This is a genomic window from Corynebacterium sp. LK2510 (assembly GCF_040946405.1).
Taxonomy (GTDB): Bacteria; Actinomycetota; Actinomycetes; order Mycobacteriales; family Mycobacteriaceae; genus Corynebacterium.
Map to the genome: position 1 here is coordinate 16,628 of NZ_JAYWLR010000018.1, position 20,444 is coordinate 37,071.

Annotated in this window: 24 protein-coding genes; 20 read left to right on the forward strand and 4 right to left on the reverse strand. The window is 57.2% G+C overall.

Annotated elements, in window-relative coordinates; translation table 11 throughout:
• Window positions 1-435, forward strand: coding sequence for an HK97 gp10 family phage protein (locus tag VVR41_RS09090; protein ID WP_368524492.1), 435 nt, complete (start codon window positions 1-3; stop codon window positions 433-435).
• Window positions 432-788 (forward strand): hypothetical protein, encoded by a 357-nt coding sequence (locus VVR41_RS09095; RefSeq protein ID WP_368524493.1) that lies wholly within the window; start codon window positions 432-434, stop codon window positions 786-788. Before VVR41_RS09090 ends, VVR41_RS09095 begins: the two co-directional genes overlap by 4 nt.
• Here the strand turns inward: VVR41_RS09095 and VVR41_RS09100 are convergent.
• Entirely contained in the window at window positions 737-1,375 is a 639-nt protein-coding gene (locus tag VVR41_RS09100) for an endonuclease III domain-containing protein (protein ID WP_368524494.1), read from the reverse strand. The two genes, VVR41_RS09095 and VVR41_RS09100, sit on opposite strands and share 52 nt — an antisense overlap.
• A 79-nt stretch (window positions 1,376-1,454) precedes the next feature.
• On the opposite strand from VVR41_RS09100, the gene VVR41_RS09105 reads away from it, so the two are divergent.
• Entirely contained in the window at window positions 1,455-2,057 is a 603-nt protein-coding gene (locus tag VVR41_RS09105) for a major tail protein (RefSeq protein WP_368524495.1), read from the forward strand.
• The gene (locus VVR41_RS09110) at window positions 2,054-2,464 is read left to right on the forward strand and encodes a hypothetical protein (RefSeq protein ID WP_409338305.1); all 411 of its coding nucleotides are present in this window, start codon (window positions 2,054-2,056) and stop codon (window positions 2,462-2,464) included. The genes VVR41_RS09105 and VVR41_RS09110 overlap by 4 nt, the downstream gene beginning before the upstream one ends.
• Before the next feature lie 174 nt (window positions 2,465-2,638).
• Here VVR41_RS09110 and VVR41_RS09115 read toward each other — a convergent pair whose 3' ends face one another.
• A complete protein-coding gene (locus tag VVR41_RS09115) occupies window positions 2,639-3,046 on the reverse strand; it encodes a hypothetical protein (RefSeq protein ID WP_368524496.1) in 408 nt (135 codons plus the stop codon).
• Window positions 3,047-3,110: 64 nt separating this feature from the next.
• Here VVR41_RS09115 and VVR41_RS09120 point away from each other — a divergent pair, with 64 nt between their 5' ends.
• From VVR41_RS09120 to VVR41_RS09195, 16 genes are all read left to right on the forward strand, one after another.
• The gene (locus VVR41_RS09120) at window positions 3,111-5,798 is read left to right on the forward strand and encodes a tape measure protein (protein WP_368524497.1); all 2,688 of its coding nucleotides are present in this window, start codon (window positions 3,111-3,113) and stop codon (window positions 5,796-5,798) included.
• Window positions 5,798-6,490 (forward strand): hypothetical protein, encoded by a 693-nt coding sequence (locus VVR41_RS09125; protein WP_368524498.1) that lies wholly within the window; start codon window positions 5,798-5,800, stop codon window positions 6,488-6,490. Before VVR41_RS09120 ends, VVR41_RS09125 begins: the two co-directional genes overlap by 1 nt.
• 81 nt (window positions 6,491-6,571) lie before the next feature.
• The gene (locus VVR41_RS09130) at window positions 6,572-10,363 is read left to right on the forward strand and encodes a phage tail spike protein (protein ID WP_368524499.1); all 3,792 of its coding nucleotides are present in this window, start codon (window positions 6,572-6,574) and stop codon (window positions 10,361-10,363) included.
• A gap of 10 nt (window positions 10,364-10,373) precedes the next feature.
• Window positions 10,374-10,808: a DUF1617 family protein gene (locus VVR41_RS09135; protein WP_368524500.1), complete on the forward strand. Its 435-nt coding sequence runs from the start codon at window positions 10,374-10,376 to the stop codon at window positions 10,806-10,808.
• Window positions 10,805-11,038: a hypothetical protein gene (locus tag VVR41_RS09140; protein WP_368524501.1), complete on the forward strand. Its 234-nt coding sequence runs from the start codon at window positions 10,805-10,807 to the stop codon at window positions 11,036-11,038. Before VVR41_RS09135 ends, VVR41_RS09140 begins: the two co-directional genes overlap by 4 nt.
• Before the next feature lie 94 nt (window positions 11,039-11,132).
• Window positions 11,133-11,588: a holin family protein gene (locus tag VVR41_RS09145; RefSeq protein WP_368524502.1), complete on the forward strand. Its 456-nt coding sequence runs from the start codon at window positions 11,133-11,135 to the stop codon at window positions 11,586-11,588.
• Window positions 11,585-12,418 carry an N-acetylmuramoyl-L-alanine amidase gene (locus VVR41_RS09150; RefSeq protein ID WP_368524503.1) on the forward strand — a complete coding sequence of 278 codons (834 nt, stop codon included), beginning with the start codon at window positions 11,585-11,587 and terminating at the stop codon, window positions 12,416-12,418. The genes VVR41_RS09145 and VVR41_RS09150 overlap by 4 nt, the downstream gene beginning before the upstream one ends.
• Before the next feature lie 130 nt (window positions 12,419-12,548).
• Complete coding sequence (locus VVR41_RS09155) at window positions 12,549-12,968, forward strand: RNA polymerase sigma factor (RefSeq protein WP_368524504.1); 420 nt, start codon at window positions 12,549-12,551, stop codon at window positions 12,966-12,968.
• Window positions 12,965-13,153, forward strand: coding sequence for an AsnC family transcriptional regulator (locus VVR41_RS09160; protein WP_368524505.1), 189 nt, complete (start codon window positions 12,965-12,967; stop codon window positions 13,151-13,153). Before VVR41_RS09155 ends, VVR41_RS09160 begins: the two co-directional genes overlap by 4 nt.
• Window positions 13,154-13,234: 81 nt before the next feature.
• On the forward strand, window positions 13,235-14,473 hold the full coding sequence (locus VVR41_RS09165; RefSeq protein ID WP_368524514.1) for a recombinase family protein: 1,239 nt from the start codon (window positions 13,235-13,237) through the stop codon (window positions 14,471-14,473).
• Entirely contained in the window at window positions 14,470-16,035 is a 1,566-nt protein-coding gene (locus VVR41_RS09170; protein WP_368524506.1) for a recombinase family protein, read from the forward strand. Before VVR41_RS09165 ends, VVR41_RS09170 begins: the two co-directional genes overlap by 4 nt.
• A 341-nt stretch (window positions 16,036-16,376) precedes the next feature.
• Entirely contained in the window at window positions 16,377-16,703 is a 327-nt protein-coding gene (locus VVR41_RS09175) for a PadR family transcriptional regulator (RefSeq protein WP_368524507.1), read from the forward strand.
• The gene (locus VVR41_RS09180) at window positions 16,703-17,398 is read left to right on the forward strand and encodes a DUF5808 domain-containing protein (protein WP_368524515.1); all 696 of its coding nucleotides are present in this window, start codon (window positions 16,703-16,705) and stop codon (window positions 17,396-17,398) included. Before VVR41_RS09175 ends, VVR41_RS09180 begins: the two co-directional genes overlap by 1 nt.
• Window positions 17,399-17,737, forward strand: a complete 339-nt coding sequence (locus VVR41_RS09185) for a PLDc N-terminal domain-containing protein (protein ID WP_087453590.1) — start codon at window positions 17,399-17,401, stop codon at window positions 17,735-17,737.
• A gap of 6 nt (window positions 17,738-17,743) precedes the next feature.
• Window positions 17,744-18,571 carry an ABC transporter ATP-binding protein gene (locus VVR41_RS09190; protein ID WP_368524508.1) on the forward strand — a complete coding sequence of 276 codons (828 nt, stop codon included), beginning with the start codon at window positions 17,744-17,746 and terminating at the stop codon, window positions 18,569-18,571.
• 2 nt (window positions 18,572-18,573) lie between these two features.
• Complete coding sequence (locus tag VVR41_RS09195) at window positions 18,574-19,353, forward strand: ABC transporter permease (RefSeq protein ID WP_368524509.1); 780 nt, start codon at window positions 18,574-18,576, stop codon at window positions 19,351-19,353.
• A gap of 378 nt (window positions 19,354-19,731) precedes the next feature.
• Here the strand turns inward: VVR41_RS09195 and VVR41_RS09200 are convergent, their stop codons facing one another.
• Entirely contained in the window at window positions 19,732-19,956 is a 225-nt protein-coding gene (locus VVR41_RS09200; RefSeq protein ID WP_368524516.1) for an IS3 family transposase, read from the reverse strand.
• Between the two features lie 129 nt (window positions 19,957-20,085).
• Window positions 20,086-20,444, reverse strand: a 359-nt coding sequence (locus VVR41_RS09205; RefSeq protein ID WP_368524510.1) for an IS3 family transposase, incomplete at its 5' end; no start/stop codon positions are given.

Sequence of the window (20,444 nt, forward strand, 5' to 3'; positions counted from 1 at the left end):
ATGGCACGAGTACAGATAAAACTACCGACCGCGTTCATAGATTCCCTCGAGGCCGCCAGCGCCATGCTCGATACAGCCGCCGAGGAAGTGCTGCAGGCAGGTGCCGCTGTGGTGGAGCCGCGCCTACGCGCCAACCTCACCGCAGCCATTGGGCACGGTGCCACCCCGTCGCGCTCGACCGGGCAACTCCTAGGCGCGTTAGGTACAACGAGCGTGAAAGTGAACTCACGCGGCGACCACAACGTGAAGATCGGGTTTGCTGAGAACCGGCGCGACGGCAGATCACACGCGTTGGTTGCCAACGTGCTTGAACACGGCCGATCCAACCAGGCAGCCTGTCCGTTCCTCGCCCCCACCCGCTCCCAAACCAGACGACCTGCGATTGAGGAAATGAAACAGGTACTGGCTGCGCGGATGAATCAGGTGGCACCATGACCCCTTTACTGGAACGCATCACCACTGTCGCGGATGAGCTGGGTATTCCGTTCGCGGTCGGCCTCTATACAGCTACACCGCTGCCGGACACCTATCTCGTCGCCACACCACTGACGGATTCTTTTGATGTGTTCGCCGACAACCAGCCCGCCGTCGAAGTCGAAGAGGTACGGCTTGGTCTGTTCACGAAAAGTAACTATTTGGAGGTTCGTGACCGGCTCACCGCTGCGCTACTGGATGCCGGGCTGACGGTCACGGCTCGCAGGTATGTCGGTTTCGAACCTGACACTGGTTTTCATCATTACGGTGTGGATGTTGCCTCGGCGAAGGTGTGGGAGGTGAGCAGCGGGTAGGCGGCATCCCATCCACCTAGCCGGTTAGCAGTTTTTCCGGCATCAACAATGAGTCCGTGAAACTTCGCCAACTCCGCGACAGTGAAGTGGGCTTTGTCTACCAGCGGGTCAAGAGCCTTCTTGGCTGCTACGTACGTTCCGTAGTTGCCGTAACCGGCGGCGGCCAACAGTCTGCGTGCGTACAGGTCATAGATGAACACCGGACGCTCATAGATATAGAGCAACAGGTCATCAGCGGTTTCGTCGCCCACCCCACGGATCGACAGTAACTCCGTGCGTAGCTGAGGCGTTGTAAGCGACCGCGCGGCCTGATCACGTTCCAGCCACCATGCGGTGAGGGATTTAAGGTAGCGGGTTTTCGTGTTGAAATATCCACTCGGACGGATCAGATCCCGCACCACGTCATCCTCAGCGGCCAGTAGCCGTTCGGGGTTAAGTAACCCGGCATCACTCAAGTTCGTGATGGCTGTTTCCACATTCGACCAAGCTGTGTTCTGGGTCAACACCGCACCGAGCGCGATCTCGAAACGGGAGCGTCCTGGCCACCACACTCCAGCAGGAACTTGAGCCTCTAACAGCTCGAACAAAGCCCGCACACTCCCACGCTCCCTTCTCGACAAGAACTGACCTTTTCTAAATTTTCTCATTACTGAAAGGAAAACCACCATGGCAACTATCGGCCTCGACAAGCTCTATTATGCGACTATCACCGAAGACGACTCTGGTGAGGAGACTTATGGCACGCCGAAACAGTTAGCGAAAGCCATCTCAGCTGAACTTTCCGTCGAACTAGCTGAAGCAATCCTGTATGCCGACGATGGCGCATCAGAGATCGTGAAGGAGTTCAAATCCGGCACCCTCACCCTCGGGGTCGATGACCTCGGTGCGGACGCGGCCGCCGCTTTGACTGGCGCGAGCGTGGATGCGAACGGGGTGTTGATCTCTACCTCGGAGGATAACACCACACCAGTAGCGATTGGTTTCCGTGCAGCCCGCTCGAACGGGAAATACCAGTATTTCTGGCTGTACCGGGTCAAGTTCGCCCTCCCCACCACGACGCTGGCGACGAAGGCCGACAGTATTACGTTTTCGACACCGACGATTGAGGGCACGATCCTGCGTCGTAACAAACCCGACGCTAAGGGTCGGCATCCGTGGAAGGCTGAAATCACCGAAGGCACACCCGGTATCAAGGAAGAGACCATCACTAACTGGTATAAGCAGGTTTACGAACCTGCCACGACCGCAAGGTCAGGAGGTGCAGCATGACCACTAACACCAACAAAATGAAGAAGACCGATTCACCAGCGACAGTTCTCATCGCAGGCCAGGCCTATGAGCTGATCTTGACTACTCGGGCTACCCGTGAAATTGCCGCCAGATATGGCGGACTGGAAAACCTTGGCGAAGCCCTAGAAACCAGTGAGGATTTCGCCCACACCCTCGGCGAAGTCATCTGGCTCATCACGCTATTGGCGAATCAGTCGGTGGCGATCCACAACCTGCAACACCCAGACGACCCTAAGGGCGAGCTGACAGTGGAGGCGGTCGAACTGCTCACCGTCCCGGCGGATCTGGCCGAATATCGAGACGCGATCGCTGCAGCCTTGCAGCACGGCACGAGGCGTGCGATCGAGACCGTGCCGGTCCCAAAAGACCCGGCAAAGGACGCATAACCACCAGCACCGAAGCCACCTTCACCAGGCTGACCTACATCGGCCTGGCACACCTGCACCTCACCCAGACCGAGGTGGAGTTGATGGTGTTCGGGCGGCTTTTGGATTTGGTGGATTGCTGGCTGATTGAGACCGGCAGGGCTGAACCCGTCCGTCACTGGTTTATCGACGACGTCATCCCAGCTGGGATTTAGCAAGCTGGGCGATGAGGCTCCAGGGAATGTGTTTGCGGACGAAACCGCTGCGACTGCGGCGTGGAACGTCGAGACCGTCGCGGGCAACCTTGCGCACGAGATCCGGGTCTGCGCCCAGGGCTTCTGCGATCCAGACGAGGCCTTCAGGATGCTGGAGACGGTTGTAGGTCATTTTCGCTGATCGATTTGGCTCCCGGCGCGTGAATGAGCCAGAACCCCGGGTGGCCTGCGAAGCAAACCAGCTGGACATGTGCTCGCGCTGCGATGTCCACCACCGGCCATTCTTCTGCGGATCTGCTTCTTCCATCGCATCAGATATCGGCAAATAATCCGGCAACCTCGCCAGCAGCCGCGCGAATTCTTTCACGTCGAAATCCATCTCATTCATCGGCCACTCCTCATCCGGGGCTGGTTCGCTCAATCAATTTTCCCATGAGGAGGTGACCTGATCCATGTCCGATAGCTCGTTTGGTTTGAAGATTGGGTTGGAGGGTGAGCGGGAGTTTAAGCGCGCGATTACCGAGATCAACCGCGAAATGCGGGTGCTTGGCTCGGAGATGAAGCTGGCCGCGTCGGCGTTTGCGAAGAACGAGACTTCGGTTGGGTCGTTGACGGCGAAGAACCAGGTGCTCGCGAAAGAGATCGAGGCACAGCGCTCGAAAGTGGAGACGCTGCGGGCGGCGTTGGATAATGCGGCTTCGTCGTTTGGGGAGAATGATTCTCGGACGAAGAATTGGCAAATCCAGCTTAATAATGCTCAGGCCACGTTGAATGGGTTGGAGCGTGAGCTTGAGGACAATAATGATGCGTTGAAGAAGTTTGGCTCTCACACTGATGATGCGGGTGATGACGCGAAAGACGCTGCCAGCCAGACTGGCAAGCTCGAAGACGCAGTCGATGATCTTGGCGGTGAACTCGACGACACGACGGGTAAGACTCGTGTTTTCGGGGATGTGCTGAAAGCCAATCTGGCTTCTGAGGCGATTATCGCCGGGGTGAAGGGCATCGTGAACGCGGTGGCTGGGGTGGCTAAAGGGTTTGCTGGCGCGATGCGTGACGGGGTGGAGTACAACGCCCGGATGGAGCAATACACCACCTCGTTTACTACGATGTTGGGCGATCAAGCAGCCGCCCAGCGCCTGGTCAATGATTTGAAGGCTGAGGCTGCTCGCACCCCGTTCGGTATGGAGGACTTGGCCAAGAACACCCAAACGTTGATGGCCTTCGGTATGTCCGCCGAGGAAGCACAACTACGCCTTGGCCAGCTTGGTGACATCTCTCAAGGTGACGCTCAAAAGCTTGAATCACTCACGTTGGCGTTCGCGCAAATGTCGTCGACGGGCAAGCTCACCGGGCAAGACTTGAACCAGATGATCAACGCCGGATTCAACCCGCTCGAAGAAATCTCCCGTAAAACAGGTAAGTCAATCGGCGAGTTGAAAGAAGAGATGGCCAAGGGTGCGATTTCTGCGGAGATGGTTGCTGACGCGTTCGCTTCTGCTACTGCTGAGGGTGGCAGGTTTTATGGGGCGATGGATGCCCAATCCCAAACTTTTTCCGGCCAGCTCGCGACTTTAGAGGACGGGGTTGCGAACCTGAAAGGCGTGCTCGCTGGTGGCTTGTCACAGGCGTTGGCGGGTACGGTGTTGCCGATGGTCAACGGTTGGGTCGATGAACTCACGGCCGCGTTCGAGGAAGGCGGCGCGCCTGCTCTGATCGAGACGTTCGGCACCATTTTGCAAGAAGCCTTGGCGTTTATCGCCGAACAACTCCCTGCCGTGATCGAGACCGGCATGAGCATTGTGACTGCTCTGATTGAGGGCATCATCGAAGTTTTGCCGTCTTTGGCGGAGACTGCCGTGCAGTTGGTGACTGCCTTGTTGGAGGCGATCATTGAAGCGCTGCCGTTGTTGCTGGATGCGGCATTGCAGGTCATCACCACCCTGGCCACAGGTATCGGTGAGGCTTTGCCGGAGTTGATTCCGGCGGCTGTGGAGATGCTGACCGCGCTCGTTCAAGGGTTGGTTGATAATCTGCCGATGCTGTTAGAGGCGGCGTTGCAGCTCATCATGGGTTTGGCGCAGGGGCTACTGGAAGCCTTGCCGGTGCTGATTGAGGCGCTGCCTGCGATTATTACCGGGATTGTGGAGTTCCTGATTGGGGCGATCCCGCAACTGATTGAAACTGGCATCACCTTGTTGACCTCACTAGTGGAAGCGTTGCCGGAAATTATTACCGCGATTGTGACCGTGTTACCGCAGATCATTACCGGGATCATCACCACACTCTTAGCGGCCTTGCCGCAGTTGGTGCAGGCAGGCGTGCAGTTGTTGACGGCACTGATCAGTGCGATGCCGACGATTATTTCGACGATTGTTGCCGCCTTGCCGCAGATTATTTCGGCGATTGTGTCGGCGATTGGGGCGGCGTTGCCGCAGTTGGTGCAGGCAGGCGTCCAGTTGTTCACGGCGTTGATCCAGAACCTACCCCAGATTATTTCGACGATTGTGGCTGCGGTTCCGCAAATCATCACAGGGATTGTGAACGCGGTCGGTCAAGGCGTTGGGCAGATGGCTTCTGCCGGGGCTGACCTGGTACGAGGCTTGTGGAACGGCATCCAGTCCTTGGCTGGCTGGCTATGGGACCAAGTCTCCGGCTGGTGCAGTGATATTTGGGATGGGATTACCGGATTTTTCGGCATCAACTCACCATCGAAAGAAATGGCCTGGATCGGTGACATGCTCACACGCGGCCTCGCAGGCGGTATCACCACCACAGGCAAGCGTGCCATCACGGCTGCCCAGGGTGTAGCTAGCGACACCCTGGATGCGATGACCACCCTCACTGACGGGATCAACGTGCCCATCGCCACGGATATTGAGCCGGTACGTGTCCCTGAAATCGATCTTGACCCCACGCCACTACTGGTGAACCAGGCTGCATCCAATACGGCCACTAACGGTGGTGGTGTGGATGTGGCGGGGATTATCGACCACACTGCCCGGCGTTTGCTGGAGACCCTGGATATCAAGGTCGTACTCAACGACGGCACCCTGGTGGGCAAACTCGCGCCGGGGCTGAACCGGCAACTCGCGCGCCTGAGTAGTCATCAGGGTGTGTTGGTGGGAGGAGGAGTCTAATGCGGAGCTTCGTTCTTGATCACCGTGTCAGCTCGGATTCGCTCGAGCTACGGTTCACCGGCCCAGTAGAAATCCCGGTCGCCGAGCGGGTGGTGGAAGATATCGACGTACAAGGCCGGGAAGGGACACTGACCCGGCTGGGCGGCTGGCACGACACCATAATCACCCTGCCACTGGCTGTGAACCTCACCGGCGGCGTGGATGCCTATCAACGGGCAGTTCTAGCCCTGACTACTGCGTCAACGATTGGTTTGTCGGGTGAGCCGGGCATCTTCCGCCACATTAAACACGCCACCATCTCGCCGTTGCGCCGCGAACTTGCTTCCTGGGGCATGTTTGAGGCTGAACTGACTTGCGCACCGTTCGCCTACCTCAACAGCGGGCTGGTCAAGCACACGCTGAGTGCCTCGGGCACGATCACCAACCCCGGCCTACTCGACTCTGCGCCGGTCATCACCGTGCATGGCACCGGCACGCTGACGCTCACGATCAACGACACTCCATACCGGGTGTCGGCTCCTGCTGGGCAGGTCACGTTGGATTGCGCGCGGTTGGTGGCGCACGTAGCCGGCCGGGTGCAAACCGATGCACTGAGTAGCGACTTCCCACACCTTGCCCCTGGGGTGAACAGGTTCACCCTCGGTGCCGGGATAAGCCGTATCGAGGTGACGGGGAATTGGCGAAACCCCTAACCACCAACCCTCACTGAAGTTCAGCCTGCAACCACTGTTCTGGTTGCGGGCATTTCTATTATGTGAAAGGAACCGCCCGTAATGTTGACTGTTCACGATCGCACGGCCACCGACTTTGCTGCGACTGGTTTGGGTGTCCTCGACCCGCACGTGGTAGAGGCGCAGATGGTCGAAGAACTCGGCGGACAGTACTCACTGAGCCTGGTGTATCCAGCCGACGGCCCGTTAGCTGAGCACCTGACGCTTGAGGCGATTATTGCCGCCCCGGTGCCGGGCATGAGTGAGCGGCAGGGGTTTCGTATCCACGAAGTCACCACCACCCTCGACGGACTATTAGAAATCACGGCGTTCCACGTGTTCTACGACCTCGCCGCGAACTTCATCGCCGACACCTACATCGTCAACAAAACCGCGAAGGCAGCCCTCGAGCAGATGCTTGGTGCCGCTGCCACGCCGCATTCGTTCACGGCAACCAGTTCCGATACCGCGACTCGGGCGAGTGCGCGGATCGTGCGCATGCCACTCGCGGCAGCGCTGATGGACACTGGTGAGGATAATTCGTTTGCTTCCCGGTGGGGTGGTGAGATCACGCGGGATAACTGGCACATCCACCACGCCACCCGCCGTGGCGCTGACCGTGGTGTGGTGATCCGGGATCGCAAGAACCTCACTGGCTATGAGTCCGTGATTGACCTCACCAGTGTGGTGACGCGGATTGTGCCGGTCGGCTACGACGGCATCACCCTTCCAGAACTCTACGTCGACTCACCCAAACTGAACTCGTTTATAACGCCGCATATTCGGGTGATGCGCTACCCACACATCAAAGCAATTAAGGACGCGGAGCGGCCGCGTGAGGACGAAGTACCCCTGACGCAGGCACATGCCTTGTTGCGTAAGGCTGCGCAAGTCGAGTTTGCCAAGAACCATGTGGATGAGCCTGCCGCATCCTACAAGGTCTCCTTCATCGAACTAGCTAGTACACGGGAGTATGCGGATTTCGCCCAGCTAGAGACCGTCCTGCTGGGAGACACGGTAACCGTCCGCCACACCGATCTTGGTGTGGCACTCAAAGCCCGGGTAGTGGCCTACGAATACGACCCACTCCAGCAGTCATACCTTACTGTGGAGTTAGGGTCGGTCGCCGCGAGGTTCACCTCCATCACTAAGACTATTGATTCAGCGGTGATGGCAGCTGAGACAGCCCGTGATCTGGCGGGCATCGCTTTAGCGTCGGCGGATGGGAAGACCACCAACCACTACGGACCGACCCAACCGAATAGTGCGCGGCTTGGTGATACGTGGTTTAAAACCAATGGCGAAACCACCGAGATCTGGGTCTACCAAATCACTGACACCGGTCAGCCTGGCTGGGTCGCGCTCGCTACGGATTTGAACCATGCCCAGGTCACGGCTGAGCTGGCCGCCGCAAAGCTAGCGGTGGAGGAAGCACAGGGTAAGGCGAATGCTGCGAAAGCGGCGGCTGATGCGGTCAGTGCGCGTATGAGCACAGCGGAGGTGGAGCTTACGCATACCGCCCAGGCGGTCAGCGCCCTTGGCACCCGCCTAGAGTCCACCACCCAGATCGCACAAAACACTGTCTCTGAGCTTAACGGTTTGGGTGCCCGGCTGGATGGGGTGGATCAGAAAGCCAGCACGGCAGCAGTGGAAGCGCAAACCGCCCACAACACCGCCGTGGAGGCTACAGCGCTAGCTAGTCAGGCTACTAGGGACGCGGTGCGGGCGGCAGGAATCGCCGACGGGAAAGCGGATGTACTCATCCAAACCAGCGAACCTGCTGTGGAGCTGCGGAAGGCTTCGACGTTATGGATTGACACTACCGCTGGTGCGAACACGCCGAAACGGTGGAACGGCACCACCTGGATCGCGCTCACGGATAAGGCAGCACTGGATGCGGCAGCGCGGGCTACTACCGCTGCAACGGCAGCAACCAACGCCCAGCAACGCGCCGACGCGGCCTATAGTTTGGCGGAGTCGAAGCCCTCAGAGGCCGAGGTGAAACAGGTCACCGATCAGGCGTTGGCGCGGGTCCGCGCAGAGATTACGAGGGAGATTACGAATTCGGCGAATGGGAAGAACACCATCACCTTGTCAACCGGCAGCCCCACGGGTAGTGGTGTGCGTGCGGGTGATGTGTGGTGGCGGCACGCGGGCGGGGTGATTGTCGGACAGTGGACGTGGGACGGGGGCCGCTGGTTAGCCACGAAACTACGGCATGAGGTGATCGCTTCGGTTGATGTCAACACACTACTGGTGTCGGGCTCGGCGCGGATGAACCAAGCCGTAGTCGCAAAGATTATTGGTGATGCCGCATATTTCGGCACTCTTGCCGCTAACCGGATCGTGGTGGGTGATGGTACGAACTTGTGGCCAGACCAACAATTGACGTGTGCCTACACGGGTTGGGACAACAAGCCAGGCGGCAGACTAAGCCGGGTCGCAACCGGTGAGTATTACGGGCAGTATTATCCGCATACCGATATTGCGGTGAAACCTGGTGAACAGTATCGGGTGACTTTCGAGTTCTCCCGCACCGACCCGACCCAGAGTATTGGTATCGTGCATCGCCGCCACATGACGGGTACGGCTTCGTGGCCGAACAGTGGTTTTGTCGCCCAAGCTAAACCCGGCGATACTGCCGTTACCAGTCACACCATCACTGTGGGTGAGGGGGTGGATACGCTTCGGTTCGGGCTGGTCACCGATGCTTGCAGCACACCTGGTGTGCAGGTGGAGATATGGAACATTCAGGTGCGTCGCCTCACCCCGGCAGTATTGATTGAGGACGGGGCGATCACCACCAACAAGATCGCAGCGAACACGATTACTACTAAGCATGTGCAGGCCAGGGCGGTCACCTCCGACAAGTTAACGATTGCTAACGGGTTCATCACAACTGCGATGATCGCGAACGCCGCGATTACGGACGCGAAAATCGCGAACCTGTCGGCTGCGAAGATTACGACCGGCACCCTGGCTGCTGCCCGGATCGCGGCCGGGTCGATCACCTCCGATAAGCTCACGATCGCTAACGGGTTTATCACAACTGCGATGATCGGTAACGCTGCTGTCACGAACGCGAAGATCGCGAACCTGGACGCTGCCAAAATCACCACGGGTACATTGAGTGCTGCCCGGATTGGGGCACGCTCGATCACAGCCGACAAGCTGGCTGCGAACGCGATCCAGGTGGGGCTGGCTGGGTGGAATCAGTCGATCAGGATAAGTCCGTATCAGATCGCGTGGTATAACGGGGCGAGGTTGGAAGGCACGATCACCAGTTGGGGTATGCGGTTTTGGTACGGTACCCGGTTTCTTGGCTCGATGGGTCACTCCCATAAGGAGAACGATGCGGCGGTGCGGGGTATCGCTAACCAGCTTGAATACACCGGTGATTACATCAGTTGGTCGTATAAGCAAACATCGACCGCTGACACGTTCACTACGATGCTCACGCTTGATCCGAAAGGGAAGTTTTACGGCCAGGCCGGTATCCACCTCGGTGATGACCTGCGCACCAACGGCTACAAGTTCTACACCACCGGCTCGCGCTACGTGACCTTGCAAGACGCGACACTGACCGGGAAAGGCACCTACGCCGGATGGGTATCAGCTAATGGTTTAGCGAAGGTTGTGTTCCATACCTACGACCTGATGGTCGTCACCAACGGGACGTATTACAACATGACCCGCCTGTTCGACCGGGTTCAAGACTTGATGAGCCGGGTCAACACCCTCATCCAGCTGTTCAACCGGGGCTGGATCACCTCCATTTCTGGGTCTGGGTCGAATATCAGATGGCAGTACTACTCCAATACTGGACTGGGAACCATGTCCACCAACCTTAGTTAAGGAGAGCTTTATGCGTATTATGCTCGCTAACCAGTACTTGCAGCCGGTCGCTGACCTGCTCACCGGCATGCCCCTACGCGCTGCCCAGTCACGGGCACGCTCGAAACTACTCACCCTCATCAAAGGTGCTCTGGCTAGGTTTGGGGAGGACGAATACGAACTCGTATCCGAATACGCCGCCCGCGACGACAACGGCAACCCGGTCGTGGATTCTGATGGGACGTTCCAGCTCGCTAACCCTAGCCAGGCGGCAGAGTTCATGACAGCCCGCACCAGGCTGCTTGAATCCCTTGCCGAGGTGTCCGGCCCGACCTATGACGGGCACCTGGCCGACCTGCAAACGCTCCTGGACGGCTACGACGGTGAACTGTCCGGGCAAACCGCTGAAGCCTATGACGTGCTCTACGACGCTATCACCACCGCCAACCAGAAAGAACAGCCATGACCACCCCTGATACGCACCCCAACATCACACCAGCCGAACCAGTCGAGTCCGGCGAGCCAGCCGAGCTAGTCGGGACGGTGGTGGAGCACCCGATCATCCCGATTATCTCCGATACCACCCCAACACCGGCCGCACCCACCATCCCCGAACCCAAACTGGCACAACCAGCAGTACAAACCTTGGATCTAGCAGTCCCGATCCTGGACGTGCTCACCAACCCCAACCTCTAACCCTACCGAGTCTTTCCCGAAGGCCCGTACCACTCATCTGGTGCGGGCCTTCACCATGCCCACACGTTCTTACTTTGGAAGGAGACACGATTTTATGTCGTTGAAAACTATGTGGATCACTATCCAAACCACTGTCACCGGGATCGGAGCCTGGCTCGGAGCATTCCTCGGAGGTTTCGATGGCCTGCTCTACGCCCTGCTCGCCTTCGTCATTATCGACTACATCACCGGCGTGCTCGCCGCTATCGCTGAACGCCGGGTCTCGTCAGCGGTCGGGTTCAAAGGCATTAGCCGCAAAATCCTGATCTTTGCTCTCATCGGCCTAGCCCACCTGCTTGATGTTCACATCACCGGACAGCCCGGGGTGCTACGCACCGCCACCGTGTTCTTCTACCTGTCCAACGAAGGCATCTCCCTGTTGGAGAACGCCGCCCGGCTGGGCCTACCCATTCCCGCACAGATCCGCCATGCCCTGGACGTGATCGCCAACCACGACGACAAACGACCACCACTCACAACCACTACGACTACGAAGGAGAACGAACAATGAAAAACTGGACTACTCTCGAAGCCGATGAAAACCGGATTCTTACCAAGCACTACACGAAAGGCCGGACTGGGCGGAAAATCGATAAGGTGATTATTCACCACAACGCAGGCAACCTCACGATCCCCGGGATTTATCAGGTATGGCAAACCCGGCCTGCCTCCGCCCACTACCAAGTCGACTCCAACGGCCGTATCGGCCAGTTGGTGTGGGATTCCAACACGGCGTGGCATGCAGGCAACTGGGATGCCAACACCACGTCCATCGGCATCGAACACGCCGACATTTCCAGCAATCCATGGCGTATCAGTGATGCCTGCTTGGAGGAAGGCGCACACCTGACCGCAGCCGTCTGCAAATACTACGGCCTCGGACGCCCCCAATGGGGAAAGAACGTGTTCGGCCACAAAGACTTCTCTCCAACCGAGTGCCCAGCCTCCCTCGCTGGTTCTCAACACGGGGCTTATATGGCGCGTGCCCAATACTGGTACGACCACATGACCGGCACAGCACCCAAGCCGCCGGTCGCATCAAAACCCGCACCAGCACCTGCAGTGAATATTGATGCGTTGGCTGACGCAGTTATTCGCGGGGAGTATGGCAATGGTGAGGAACGTAAACGCCGCCTCGGCTCCACCTACGCCGCTGTACAGGCACGAGTGAACCAGAAACTCGGCGCATCAAAACCCGCGCCAGCACCTGCAGTGAATATTGATGCGCTGGCTGACGCGGTTATTCGCGGGGAGTATGGCAATGGTGAGGAACGTAAACGCCGCCTCGGCTCCACCTACGCCGCTGTACAGGCACGAGTGAATCAGAAACTCGGCTACTAACCCCAACCAGCGATCCGCTGGCTACATGGTCCCGCTGCTGCCTCTACTGGAGGTGGTGGCGGGGCCGTTTTTGCGTGTTGGGGGTTAACTTTTGAGCGGTTTCTGGCCTTCTTTCAGGAGGTTAGAAATAGTGACGGTTTTAAACGAGCAGGTACGCGTGCAGGTTGTCCGGCTACGTGAAGCTGGAATGTCGTTTGCCCAGATAGCTAAAGCACTGGGGTTGAACGTGAACACGGTCAAAAGCTGGTGTCGCAGGCAAGGCATCACCCCACAACACCACAGCAAAACAGATGTGGAGGTGGTCGCCTTGATTGGCTGTGCGCAGTGCGGAAGTGAGCTTTCAGGTAGGCAGCGACGGTTTTGCTGTGAGGCGTGTCGGCGGGCGTGGTGGAAAAACCATCCCGACCAGATCCAACGCAAAGCGTTCTACCAGTTCACCTGCACCCACTGTGGAAAACCATTCATAGCCTACGGAAACGCGAACCGACACTACTGCAGTCATGCCTGCTATATCCGCCACCGCTTCAACACCCGAGGTGGCAGACCATGACCAGCGAGATCTTCGATGCCGAAGTTGACCTCACCCGCCAGGTCGCCTTCATCGATCAGCTTGCTGAGGCCGGTGCGCTCACCGAACAGGAAGCGAACGCTGTTCTTGCCCGAATCGCAGACGAGTCGGGAGCTGTGGTGGGGGCGCTGATTGTGCGGGTTCGACTGGATAAAACGCGGGTTTAGAGCGTACATGGATACAACCCGAAAACCCCTAGCCAACAAAGGAAAGCGGGCGGCGAAAGGAGAGTGATGCACGTGGGTGAGATGAGGGTGATCCCAGCAAAACCAGCCCGGCCACAGCGGCTGAGGGTCGCTGCCTATGCGCGGGTGTCCACCGAACACGAACGGCAACTATCGTCGATCGCCGCCCAAGTCTCGTACTACTCCCGCCTCATCCAATCCACCCCTGGTTGGGACTATGTGGGTGTGTTCATCGACGAAGGCATCACCGGCACCTCCACCAAACACCGCGACGGATTCAATAACCTCATGGACACCGCCAGGGCAGGTGGCATCGACGTGATTTTGACGAAGTCGATCTCCCGGCTCGCCCGCAACACCGTCGACCTGCTCGACACTGTGCGTGAACTGAAAGCCCTCGGGGTGGCGGTACGGTTCGAGCGTGAACAGATCGACACCGCCACCGCTGACGGTGAACTCCTGCTCACCCTGTTGGCATCGTTTGCGCAGGAAGAATCCCGATCCATGTCAAAGAACGTCAAATGGGGGATCAGGAAGAAATACGCCGACGGAGCCATGCATTCCCGCCAACCCTACGGCTACCAATACGTCGACAGCGACCTAGAAATCATCGAGGCCGAAGCCAAGATCATCAGACGGATATTCACGGAGTTCCTTGCAGGCATCTCACCCGAAGCCACCGCCGCCCAGCTGAATGCTGAAGGGATCACGCCTAGGCGGGGAGCCAAGTTTCGTGGGAAGACGATCCGTAAATGGCTCGAAAACGAAATCTATACCGGACGGGTCATTCTGCAAAAGTACTATCGGCCAAAAGTGGCAGAATCGAACTGTCATACCAACACCGGCGAGCTGCCACGCTACCTCGTCGAGGAATCCCACCCGGCGATCATCGACCAGGCCACATTCGACGCGGTTCAAGCCGAGCTTGCCCGGCGCAGACGATTGGGGCGCGGAGCCACACCCTCAGGTGGAACTACCGGGCTCACATCCCGGATCGAATGCTCTGCTTGTGGCCGGTTCTATCACCGCCGCACCAAGAAACGCCGCGCGTCAACATACAAGTTTTGGTGGTGCGAAACCGCCACCAAAGGCAAAGGCAACCCCTGCCGGGCACCCCAAATCCGAGAAACCCACCTCACCCGAATCTGCACCCGCGTGCTCGGCCTGAACGACTGGGACGACGAGCACGCGCTCACGCACCTGACAAAGATCGTCGTTAACCCCGACCGCACACTCACCATCCACACCACCAACCACGAAACACCAGTGACGGTGAGCCTGGACGAGGGGAGCACACTATGACCACGACGCAGATCAGGCGCAAGCGAGTCACCGCGATCCCCGCCACGAAAACACCCGGACACAACGCTCCAGCAGGTGTTCAACGTCGGCGTAGAGTTGCGGCCTACGCCAGGGTCTCCACCGAAGCCGAGGAACAAGCCTCCTCCTACGAGGCGCAAATCGACTACTACACCCGCCACATTCAATCGCGCAGCGAGTGGGAATTCGCAGGCATGTACGCTGACGAAGGCATCACCGGCACCACCACCAAACACCGCGAAGGCTTTAAAAGCATGATCGCCGACGCGCTCGCTGGAAAAATCGACCTCATCCTCACGAAAAGCGTGTCCCGGTTCGCCCGCAACACCGTCGACACCCTCACCCACGTCCGCCAACTCAAAGACAAAGGAGTGGAGGTCTACTTCGAAAAAGAAAACATCTGGACCTTGGACTCTAAAGGCGAACTACTCATCACCATCATGAGCAGCCTCGCGCAAGAAGAATCCCGCTCCATCTCTGAGAACGTCACCTGGGGACACCGGAAACGCTTCGCCGACGGAAAAATCATGGTGCCCTACTCAGCCCTGCTCGGCTACAAGAAAGGCGTAGACGGAAACCTTGTCATCGACGAAACCCAAGCACCGATCGTGCGGCGCATCTACGCCCGCTTCCTTCAAGGTGCAACCCCGCAAACCATCGCCAAAGAACTCACAGCCGATGGCATTGCCACCCCGCGCGGCAAGACAGTGTGGCCGCCGTCCACTGTGCGTTCGATCCTGGCCAACGAGAAATACAAAGGCGACGCGCTCCTACAGAAGAGCTTCACTACCGACTTCTTGACCAAAACCATGAAAGTCAACGAAGGTGAAGTACCTCAGTACTACGTCACCGGCAACCACGAACCCATCATCGAACCCGAGATCTGGGATGCCGTGCAAGCAGAACTCGCACGCCGCCAAGGCCGTGGCACCTCCAACACCCATCCCTTTGCCAACAAGATCAAATGCTCCGACTGCGGTGGTAGTTTTGGACGGAAAGTCTGGCACTCGACCAGCAAATACCGCCGCGTCATCTGGCGCTGCAACAACAAATACAACAAGACCTACCGTTGCGCCACACCACACGTCACCGAAGACCAAATCAAAGACGCGTTCATCGAAGCCCTGACCGAGCGCGTTACCAGAAACGACGTGCTCGATGACACCATGCGAATCCTCAACGAAACCATCTACAACACCCGCGAACTCGAAACCCGCCAGACCAAGCTAGGGGAGCGGATCGAAGAAACCATCACGCTGATGAACCAACTCATCACCACCGCAGCCGCCACAGCTCATGACCCTGACGACTACGATCACCGCTACCACGAGCTAGAAAACCGACACCACCAACTCGAAGCCGAGCATCAACAAATTATCTGCCAGATCGACGACCTGCGACACCGCCGAGCCCAAGCCATCAAAGTCCGCGACTACCTCGCCACCCAGCCACCCCTCGCATACAGCGACCAAGCATGGAACACCCTCGTCGACTACGCCACCATCACCGCTAACGGAGCTATCGAAATCCACTTCAAAGCCTGACCACCGGCAAGAGCATCTGGGACTCACCCGACTGATGTATTTGATGTATAACGACGTCAATAGCGGCTTCTATGTGTTCTAAGGAAACGAGCACCACTTGAGTACCTAGTAAAATCAGCGCGCTACCTGGCCAATTGTTCAACTGCACCCTTCTTTTCAGCCTTTGCACCTAGCTAGTCGGAAAGATCTGGGAGTCGTCGTCGAAAAATGTTCTCTAGCGCAATTTTTGATCAGCGTGGCTATGTAGGAGAGGGAGTTTGGTGTTCGTTTGAAGACGCTTCTTTTGGCTCATTTCATGGTAGTATGTTATGCAAGTAACCTGGTTAGGCAAAGGAGTGTGGATGGGTGAGTCGCAGTTACGTAAAGGTGCCATTGAGTTGATTGTTCTTGGCCTGCTTGCGTCTCATCGGTCGTATGGGGGTCAGCTTGTGGAGCGTTTTCGTGATGAGGCGGGGTTGGAGGTTTCTGCGGGGACGTTGTATCCGTTGCTTGCTCGCCTGCGTAAATCTGGGTTGGTGGCTACGGTTTGGGAGGAATCTCCGGTGGGGCCGCCGAGGAAGGTTTATGAGTTGGCTGAATCTGGGCAGGTTCGCTTGGTGCAGCTGCTCTCGGAGTGGGAGGCACTTAATGCGGCAGTTGAACAGGCAACGAAGAAGGAGACGCGGTGATGAAGTGGTTTGGGGCTGATGATGAAGGCCGGTTACGGGTTTTAGGGATGCCTGTCTCGGGGCTTTGGTTGGGGCGGACCGATGCCGCGTTGGATGGCTTTGAGCCGGAGAATCCGCGCTTGCTGATTCCTAGAAAATATGGGCTGGGTTGGGATATTAATCTGGGTGCTGTCGGTGTGAAGTTGGGGTTGATTCGCCCCGATGATTCTCTCCCAGATTTGGCGCAGTACGTCCCGGCATCGTTGAAGCGAGGCGTACGGCTGGTCACTATTGCTGGTGGGGTTAGTGTCGTGGCATGTGCGTTGGCTTTGAGTCGCAAAAGCCAGGTTCCTGTGCGGTGGTCAACAACGGAGGCATCTCAAAAGTTTGCTTCAGGCAAGCTGCTTGCCCTGCCCCCGGTGGTATTGACGGGTGTCGCAACGCTGGCACCACGGGTTTTGCCGCGTGATGAGCCAGAATCTGGTGAAGCGGCTCGTTTAGCCAGTCAAGCTGATTTGCTGGGTGTAGAAGCTATGTCTTTAGCCTGGCTGATAGCGATGTGCCGCGCCACTGATAAGTCCCCAATTAGCCGCTGGCTCACGGGAGCCTGCGTAATCCTGTGGCCCTTGGTTTCTGGTGGCACCGGACTTGCTTATGTGAAAACCGCGTTAGGGCAGTTAGAAGCCAAGCTGCATGAGTCAAAGGAGAACAGGTAAATGGGGATTAATGGGGTAGATAAATTGCTGGAGTTACCCACGCCAGCATTCATCGGAGTTTGCGTACTTATTGGTGTGCATTTGGTGGCGATGGTATGGGCTTTGCTTCGTTTATCGCGCGATAAACGAAGCCAAATAGCTGGACTAAATCGCCTGGCCTGGCTTTGCGTGATTGTTTTTGGCCAAGCGATTGGTCCAATCACCTTTTTGGTGATGAATGCTCGCGAGCGTAAGCAGCTTAAGTTGCAGCGCGAGTACGAACAAGAATCCAGTCTTGAGCATCGTGAAGTTGATGTGACTTCCGTGGTGTCCAATCTCTATAAAGAGCAAAAGGAGTAGTTGAGTATGGATTTAGCGGTTGCCACCAGGGATTTGTCGAAATCTTTTGGTAAACATCGAGTGTTAAACAGCATCAATCTGCAGGTTCCGAAAGGGTCTTGCTATGGGTTTGTGGGGGCAAACGGGGCTGGTAAGACCACCACGTTGCGGATTCTTGCAGGCCTGGCTGCTGCCAGTAGCGGTAGTGCCACCGTGCTGGGCGCAGAACGCGGCAAACTTCCAGTCAAACCCGTCCCCGGTGTTTCCTACCTGCCCGACGTTCCCCAAATCAGCCCGTGGCTTGGCGCTAAGGATGCACTCATCACCCTGGCCAGGCTCAGCGGAATCACTCCAGACCTGGCGGCGGAACGAAGTGGTGAGTTGCTGAATCTGGTTAACCTTGATCGGGCGCCAGGGCGAGTTGGTTCTTTTTCCAGAGGTATGAAACAACGGTTAGGGATAGCAGCTGCACTAATCAGCGCACCGAAACTACTGTTAATAGACGAGCCAACTAGCGCGCTCGACCCGATAGGCAGAGCAGACGTCCTGGCGTTACTGCGTGAGCTGGCCGGGGACGTGACGATAATATTTTCTTCTCACATTCTCACCGACGTTGCCAATGTCTCCACCCACGTGGGCATCTTGCATCACGGCAACCTGCTCGCGCAAGGACCGTTAGAGGAGCTTCTCGCTCAACAAACTAAGCACGTCACGCTTAATGTCACCGTGCGCTCAGACCTTGCTACGGCAGTGACGGACGCTATTTACACCCTCGACACTCAGGCACAGATTCGCCCAACCTTTACCGGCCTGGATGAACTGTTCACCAAACTAACCAAGGAAGGCGGCAAATAATCGTGAATACATCGAGTTTCTACTTGATTTGGCGCTATCAGGCTATATGGCTGCTGCGTTCTTATGGTACGTGGATTATCGCCGGGGTGTTCGCCGTCCTTGCTCTCACCCAGGGATTGTTTACCCAATACACGCCGCACATCATCAAATTCCTGGCCGGGCCAGAAGTAACAGCGCTACTAGATTCAATACCCGAACCTTCCTGGCAGCAAGCCTACGCCGGATGGATAAAGCACCTCACCCAAATCCTTACCATCGTCCTGGTCGCAATGAACGCCTTTAGCTGCAGTGCGCTTACCGGCAACGGCGATATTCCCTTCATCTTCCCTGGCAGCGTGCGCCGCTCGCATTACCTCATCAGCTCAGCCTTTACCAGCTGGTTATTCACCTTGTTCCTTGCCGTTTTCAGCGCTGCTTTGACTTGGGTAGGAACCGTGCCGCTATTCTCAGACGCAAGCTTTGCCCCGATCATGCTGGCGAGTTTGGTTTGGGCAGTGCAAATCATCTTGATTCACGGCATCCAAATTGTCGCGGCAACCCTCAAACAAGGCGTTGGCGCTCCACTGGGAGCCGGGTTCGCAGCCTACCTGCTGATAATGGTCTCGGCAATATTCACCCAGCAGGGCAACGAAACCCCACTGGGTCTCACCAGCCTCATCAACAACCTCGCCCAAAACACGCTTCAAATACCTTGGGTCTGTCCCTTGACGAGCAGCACTGTGCTAATCATTGCGTTACTTGCCGCCTCCACCCAAATCTTCAACAGGGTAGAACTTAACTAGCCTAAAAATGCGGGGCACAGACTCGGTGAAACAGGTTACATATATTGAACGCGTAATCGCAGTGGTGCCTCACCTGCTGATATGAGTGCTATAGATTGTTGGTATGAATAATGGAGTTGTGTGGGTGCTTGTGTGAAAGAAAACGGTACGCGGCTAGTAAATCATCAACTTGCACCCACCATTTGGCCTTTGCACCCAAACCCCACGGTCTGCACCCAAAAGTGCATCTTTGCACCCAAAATCCGGCTTGTATCAAAATGAACGTCTAAGTAACCATTAGGGCGCTCATCTTGATACAAGGTGAGCGCCCTTGTGTGTGCACGAAGGGGGTTAAGGCGCAGAAGGGGATGCGGATCTTTTGTTGGACACTTTCTAGTTTTAGGCTACCGCGAGCATTCTGGCGTCTGCGATACTCATCCCGTTGAGACTGACTTTGATGCGCCGCGTGTTGTAGAACTCGATGTACTCAGCAATGGCAGCTTCAAGCTCCCGGGTGGTGTTGAATGTTCTGCCGTAGAACATCTCGTTTTTCATACGCCCGAAAAACCCCTCACACGCCGCGTTATCCGGACTGCAGCCTTTCTTCGACATCGACCGCACCACACCGTACTTCGACGTCAGACTATGCCAGCTGCGCCCGCGGTAATGCGCCCCGCGATCAGAATGGATGACCAAGGATCCATCAGCTTCCGGGCGTTCGGCTTCAATCGCTGCGATGAGAGTGTCTGCGGCTTATTCCATGGTGGGGTGACAACGTGTTTTCGCCGCGACGACTGTGCCGTCAACACAATCGATCATCACCGAAAGGTAGACCCGGGCCTGGTTCGACGGAAAGACACTGATATCCGTCAACCACAGTGTGTTTGGTCTGGTGGCATGGAATCTGCGGCGTAGAAGGTTGTCCGGTGCTGGTGAGATGTCGCCCTGGTAGCTGGAGTATGTCCACCGGCGCTGCGGGTAGCGAGGCGTGATCGATTCTTCGCCCGTGAGCCGGCGGACGATGTTCTCGCTGATGGTAATGCCCCGATGACGCAGCTCCCACCACATTCGCCGGTACCCGTAGGTGTTGTGCGCCGCCGTGTCGATGGGGT

Coding starts and splice junctions, on each gene's coding strand:
- VVR41_RS09090 (WP_368524492.1), top strand. CDS start 1: ATGGCACGAGTACAGATAAAACTACCGACCGCGTTCATAGATTCCCTC.
- VVR41_RS09095 (WP_368524493.1), top strand. CDS start 432: ATGACCCCTTTACTGGAACGCATCACCACTGTCGCGGATGAGCTGGGT.
- VVR41_RS09105 (WP_368524495.1), top strand. CDS start 1,455: ATGGCAACTATCGGCCTCGACAAGCTCTATTATGCGACTATCACCGAA.
- VVR41_RS09110 (WP_409338305.1), top strand. CDS start 2,054: ATGACCACTAACACCAACAAAATGAAGAAGACCGATTCACCAGCGACA.
- VVR41_RS09115 (WP_368524496.1), bottom strand. CDS start 3,046: ATGAATGAGATGGATTTCGACGTGAAAGAATTCGCGCGGCTGCTGGCG.
- VVR41_RS09120 (WP_368524497.1), top strand. CDS start 3,111: ATGTCCGATAGCTCGTTTGGTTTGAAGATTGGGTTGGAGGGTGAGCGG.
- VVR41_RS09125 (WP_368524498.1), top strand. CDS start 5,798: ATGCGGAGCTTCGTTCTTGATCACCGTGTCAGCTCGGATTCGCTCGAG.
- VVR41_RS09130 (WP_368524499.1), top strand. CDS start 6,572: ATGTTGACTGTTCACGATCGCACGGCCACCGACTTTGCTGCGACTGGT.
- VVR41_RS09135 (WP_368524500.1), top strand. CDS start 10,374: ATGCGTATTATGCTCGCTAACCAGTACTTGCAGCCGGTCGCTGACCTG.
- VVR41_RS09140 (WP_368524501.1), top strand. CDS start 10,805: ATGACCACCCCTGATACGCACCCCAACATCACACCAGCCGAACCAGTC.
- VVR41_RS09145 (WP_368524502.1), top strand. CDS start 11,133: ATGTCGTTGAAAACTATGTGGATCACTATCCAAACCACTGTCACCGGG.
- VVR41_RS09150 (WP_368524503.1), top strand. CDS start 11,585: ATGAAAAACTGGACTACTCTCGAAGCCGATGAAAACCGGATTCTTACC.
- VVR41_RS09160 (WP_368524505.1), top strand. CDS start 12,965: ATGACCAGCGAGATCTTCGATGCCGAAGTTGACCTCACCCGCCAGGTC.
- VVR41_RS09165 (WP_368524514.1), top strand. CDS start 13,235: ATGAGGGTGATCCCAGCAAAACCAGCCCGGCCACAGCGGCTGAGGGTC.
- VVR41_RS09170 (WP_368524506.1), top strand. CDS start 14,470: ATGACCACGACGCAGATCAGGCGCAAGCGAGTCACCGCGATCCCCGCC.
- VVR41_RS09175 (WP_368524507.1), top strand. CDS start 16,377: ATGGGTGAGTCGCAGTTACGTAAAGGTGCCATTGAGTTGATTGTTCTT.
- VVR41_RS09180 (WP_368524515.1), top strand. CDS start 16,703: ATGAAGTGGTTTGGGGCTGATGATGAAGGCCGGTTACGGGTTTTAGGG.
- VVR41_RS09185 (WP_087453590.1), top strand. CDS start 17,399: ATGGGGATTAATGGGGTAGATAAATTGCTGGAGTTACCCACGCCAGCA.
- VVR41_RS09190 (WP_368524508.1), top strand. CDS start 17,744: ATGGATTTAGCGGTTGCCACCAGGGATTTGTCGAAATCTTTTGGTAAA.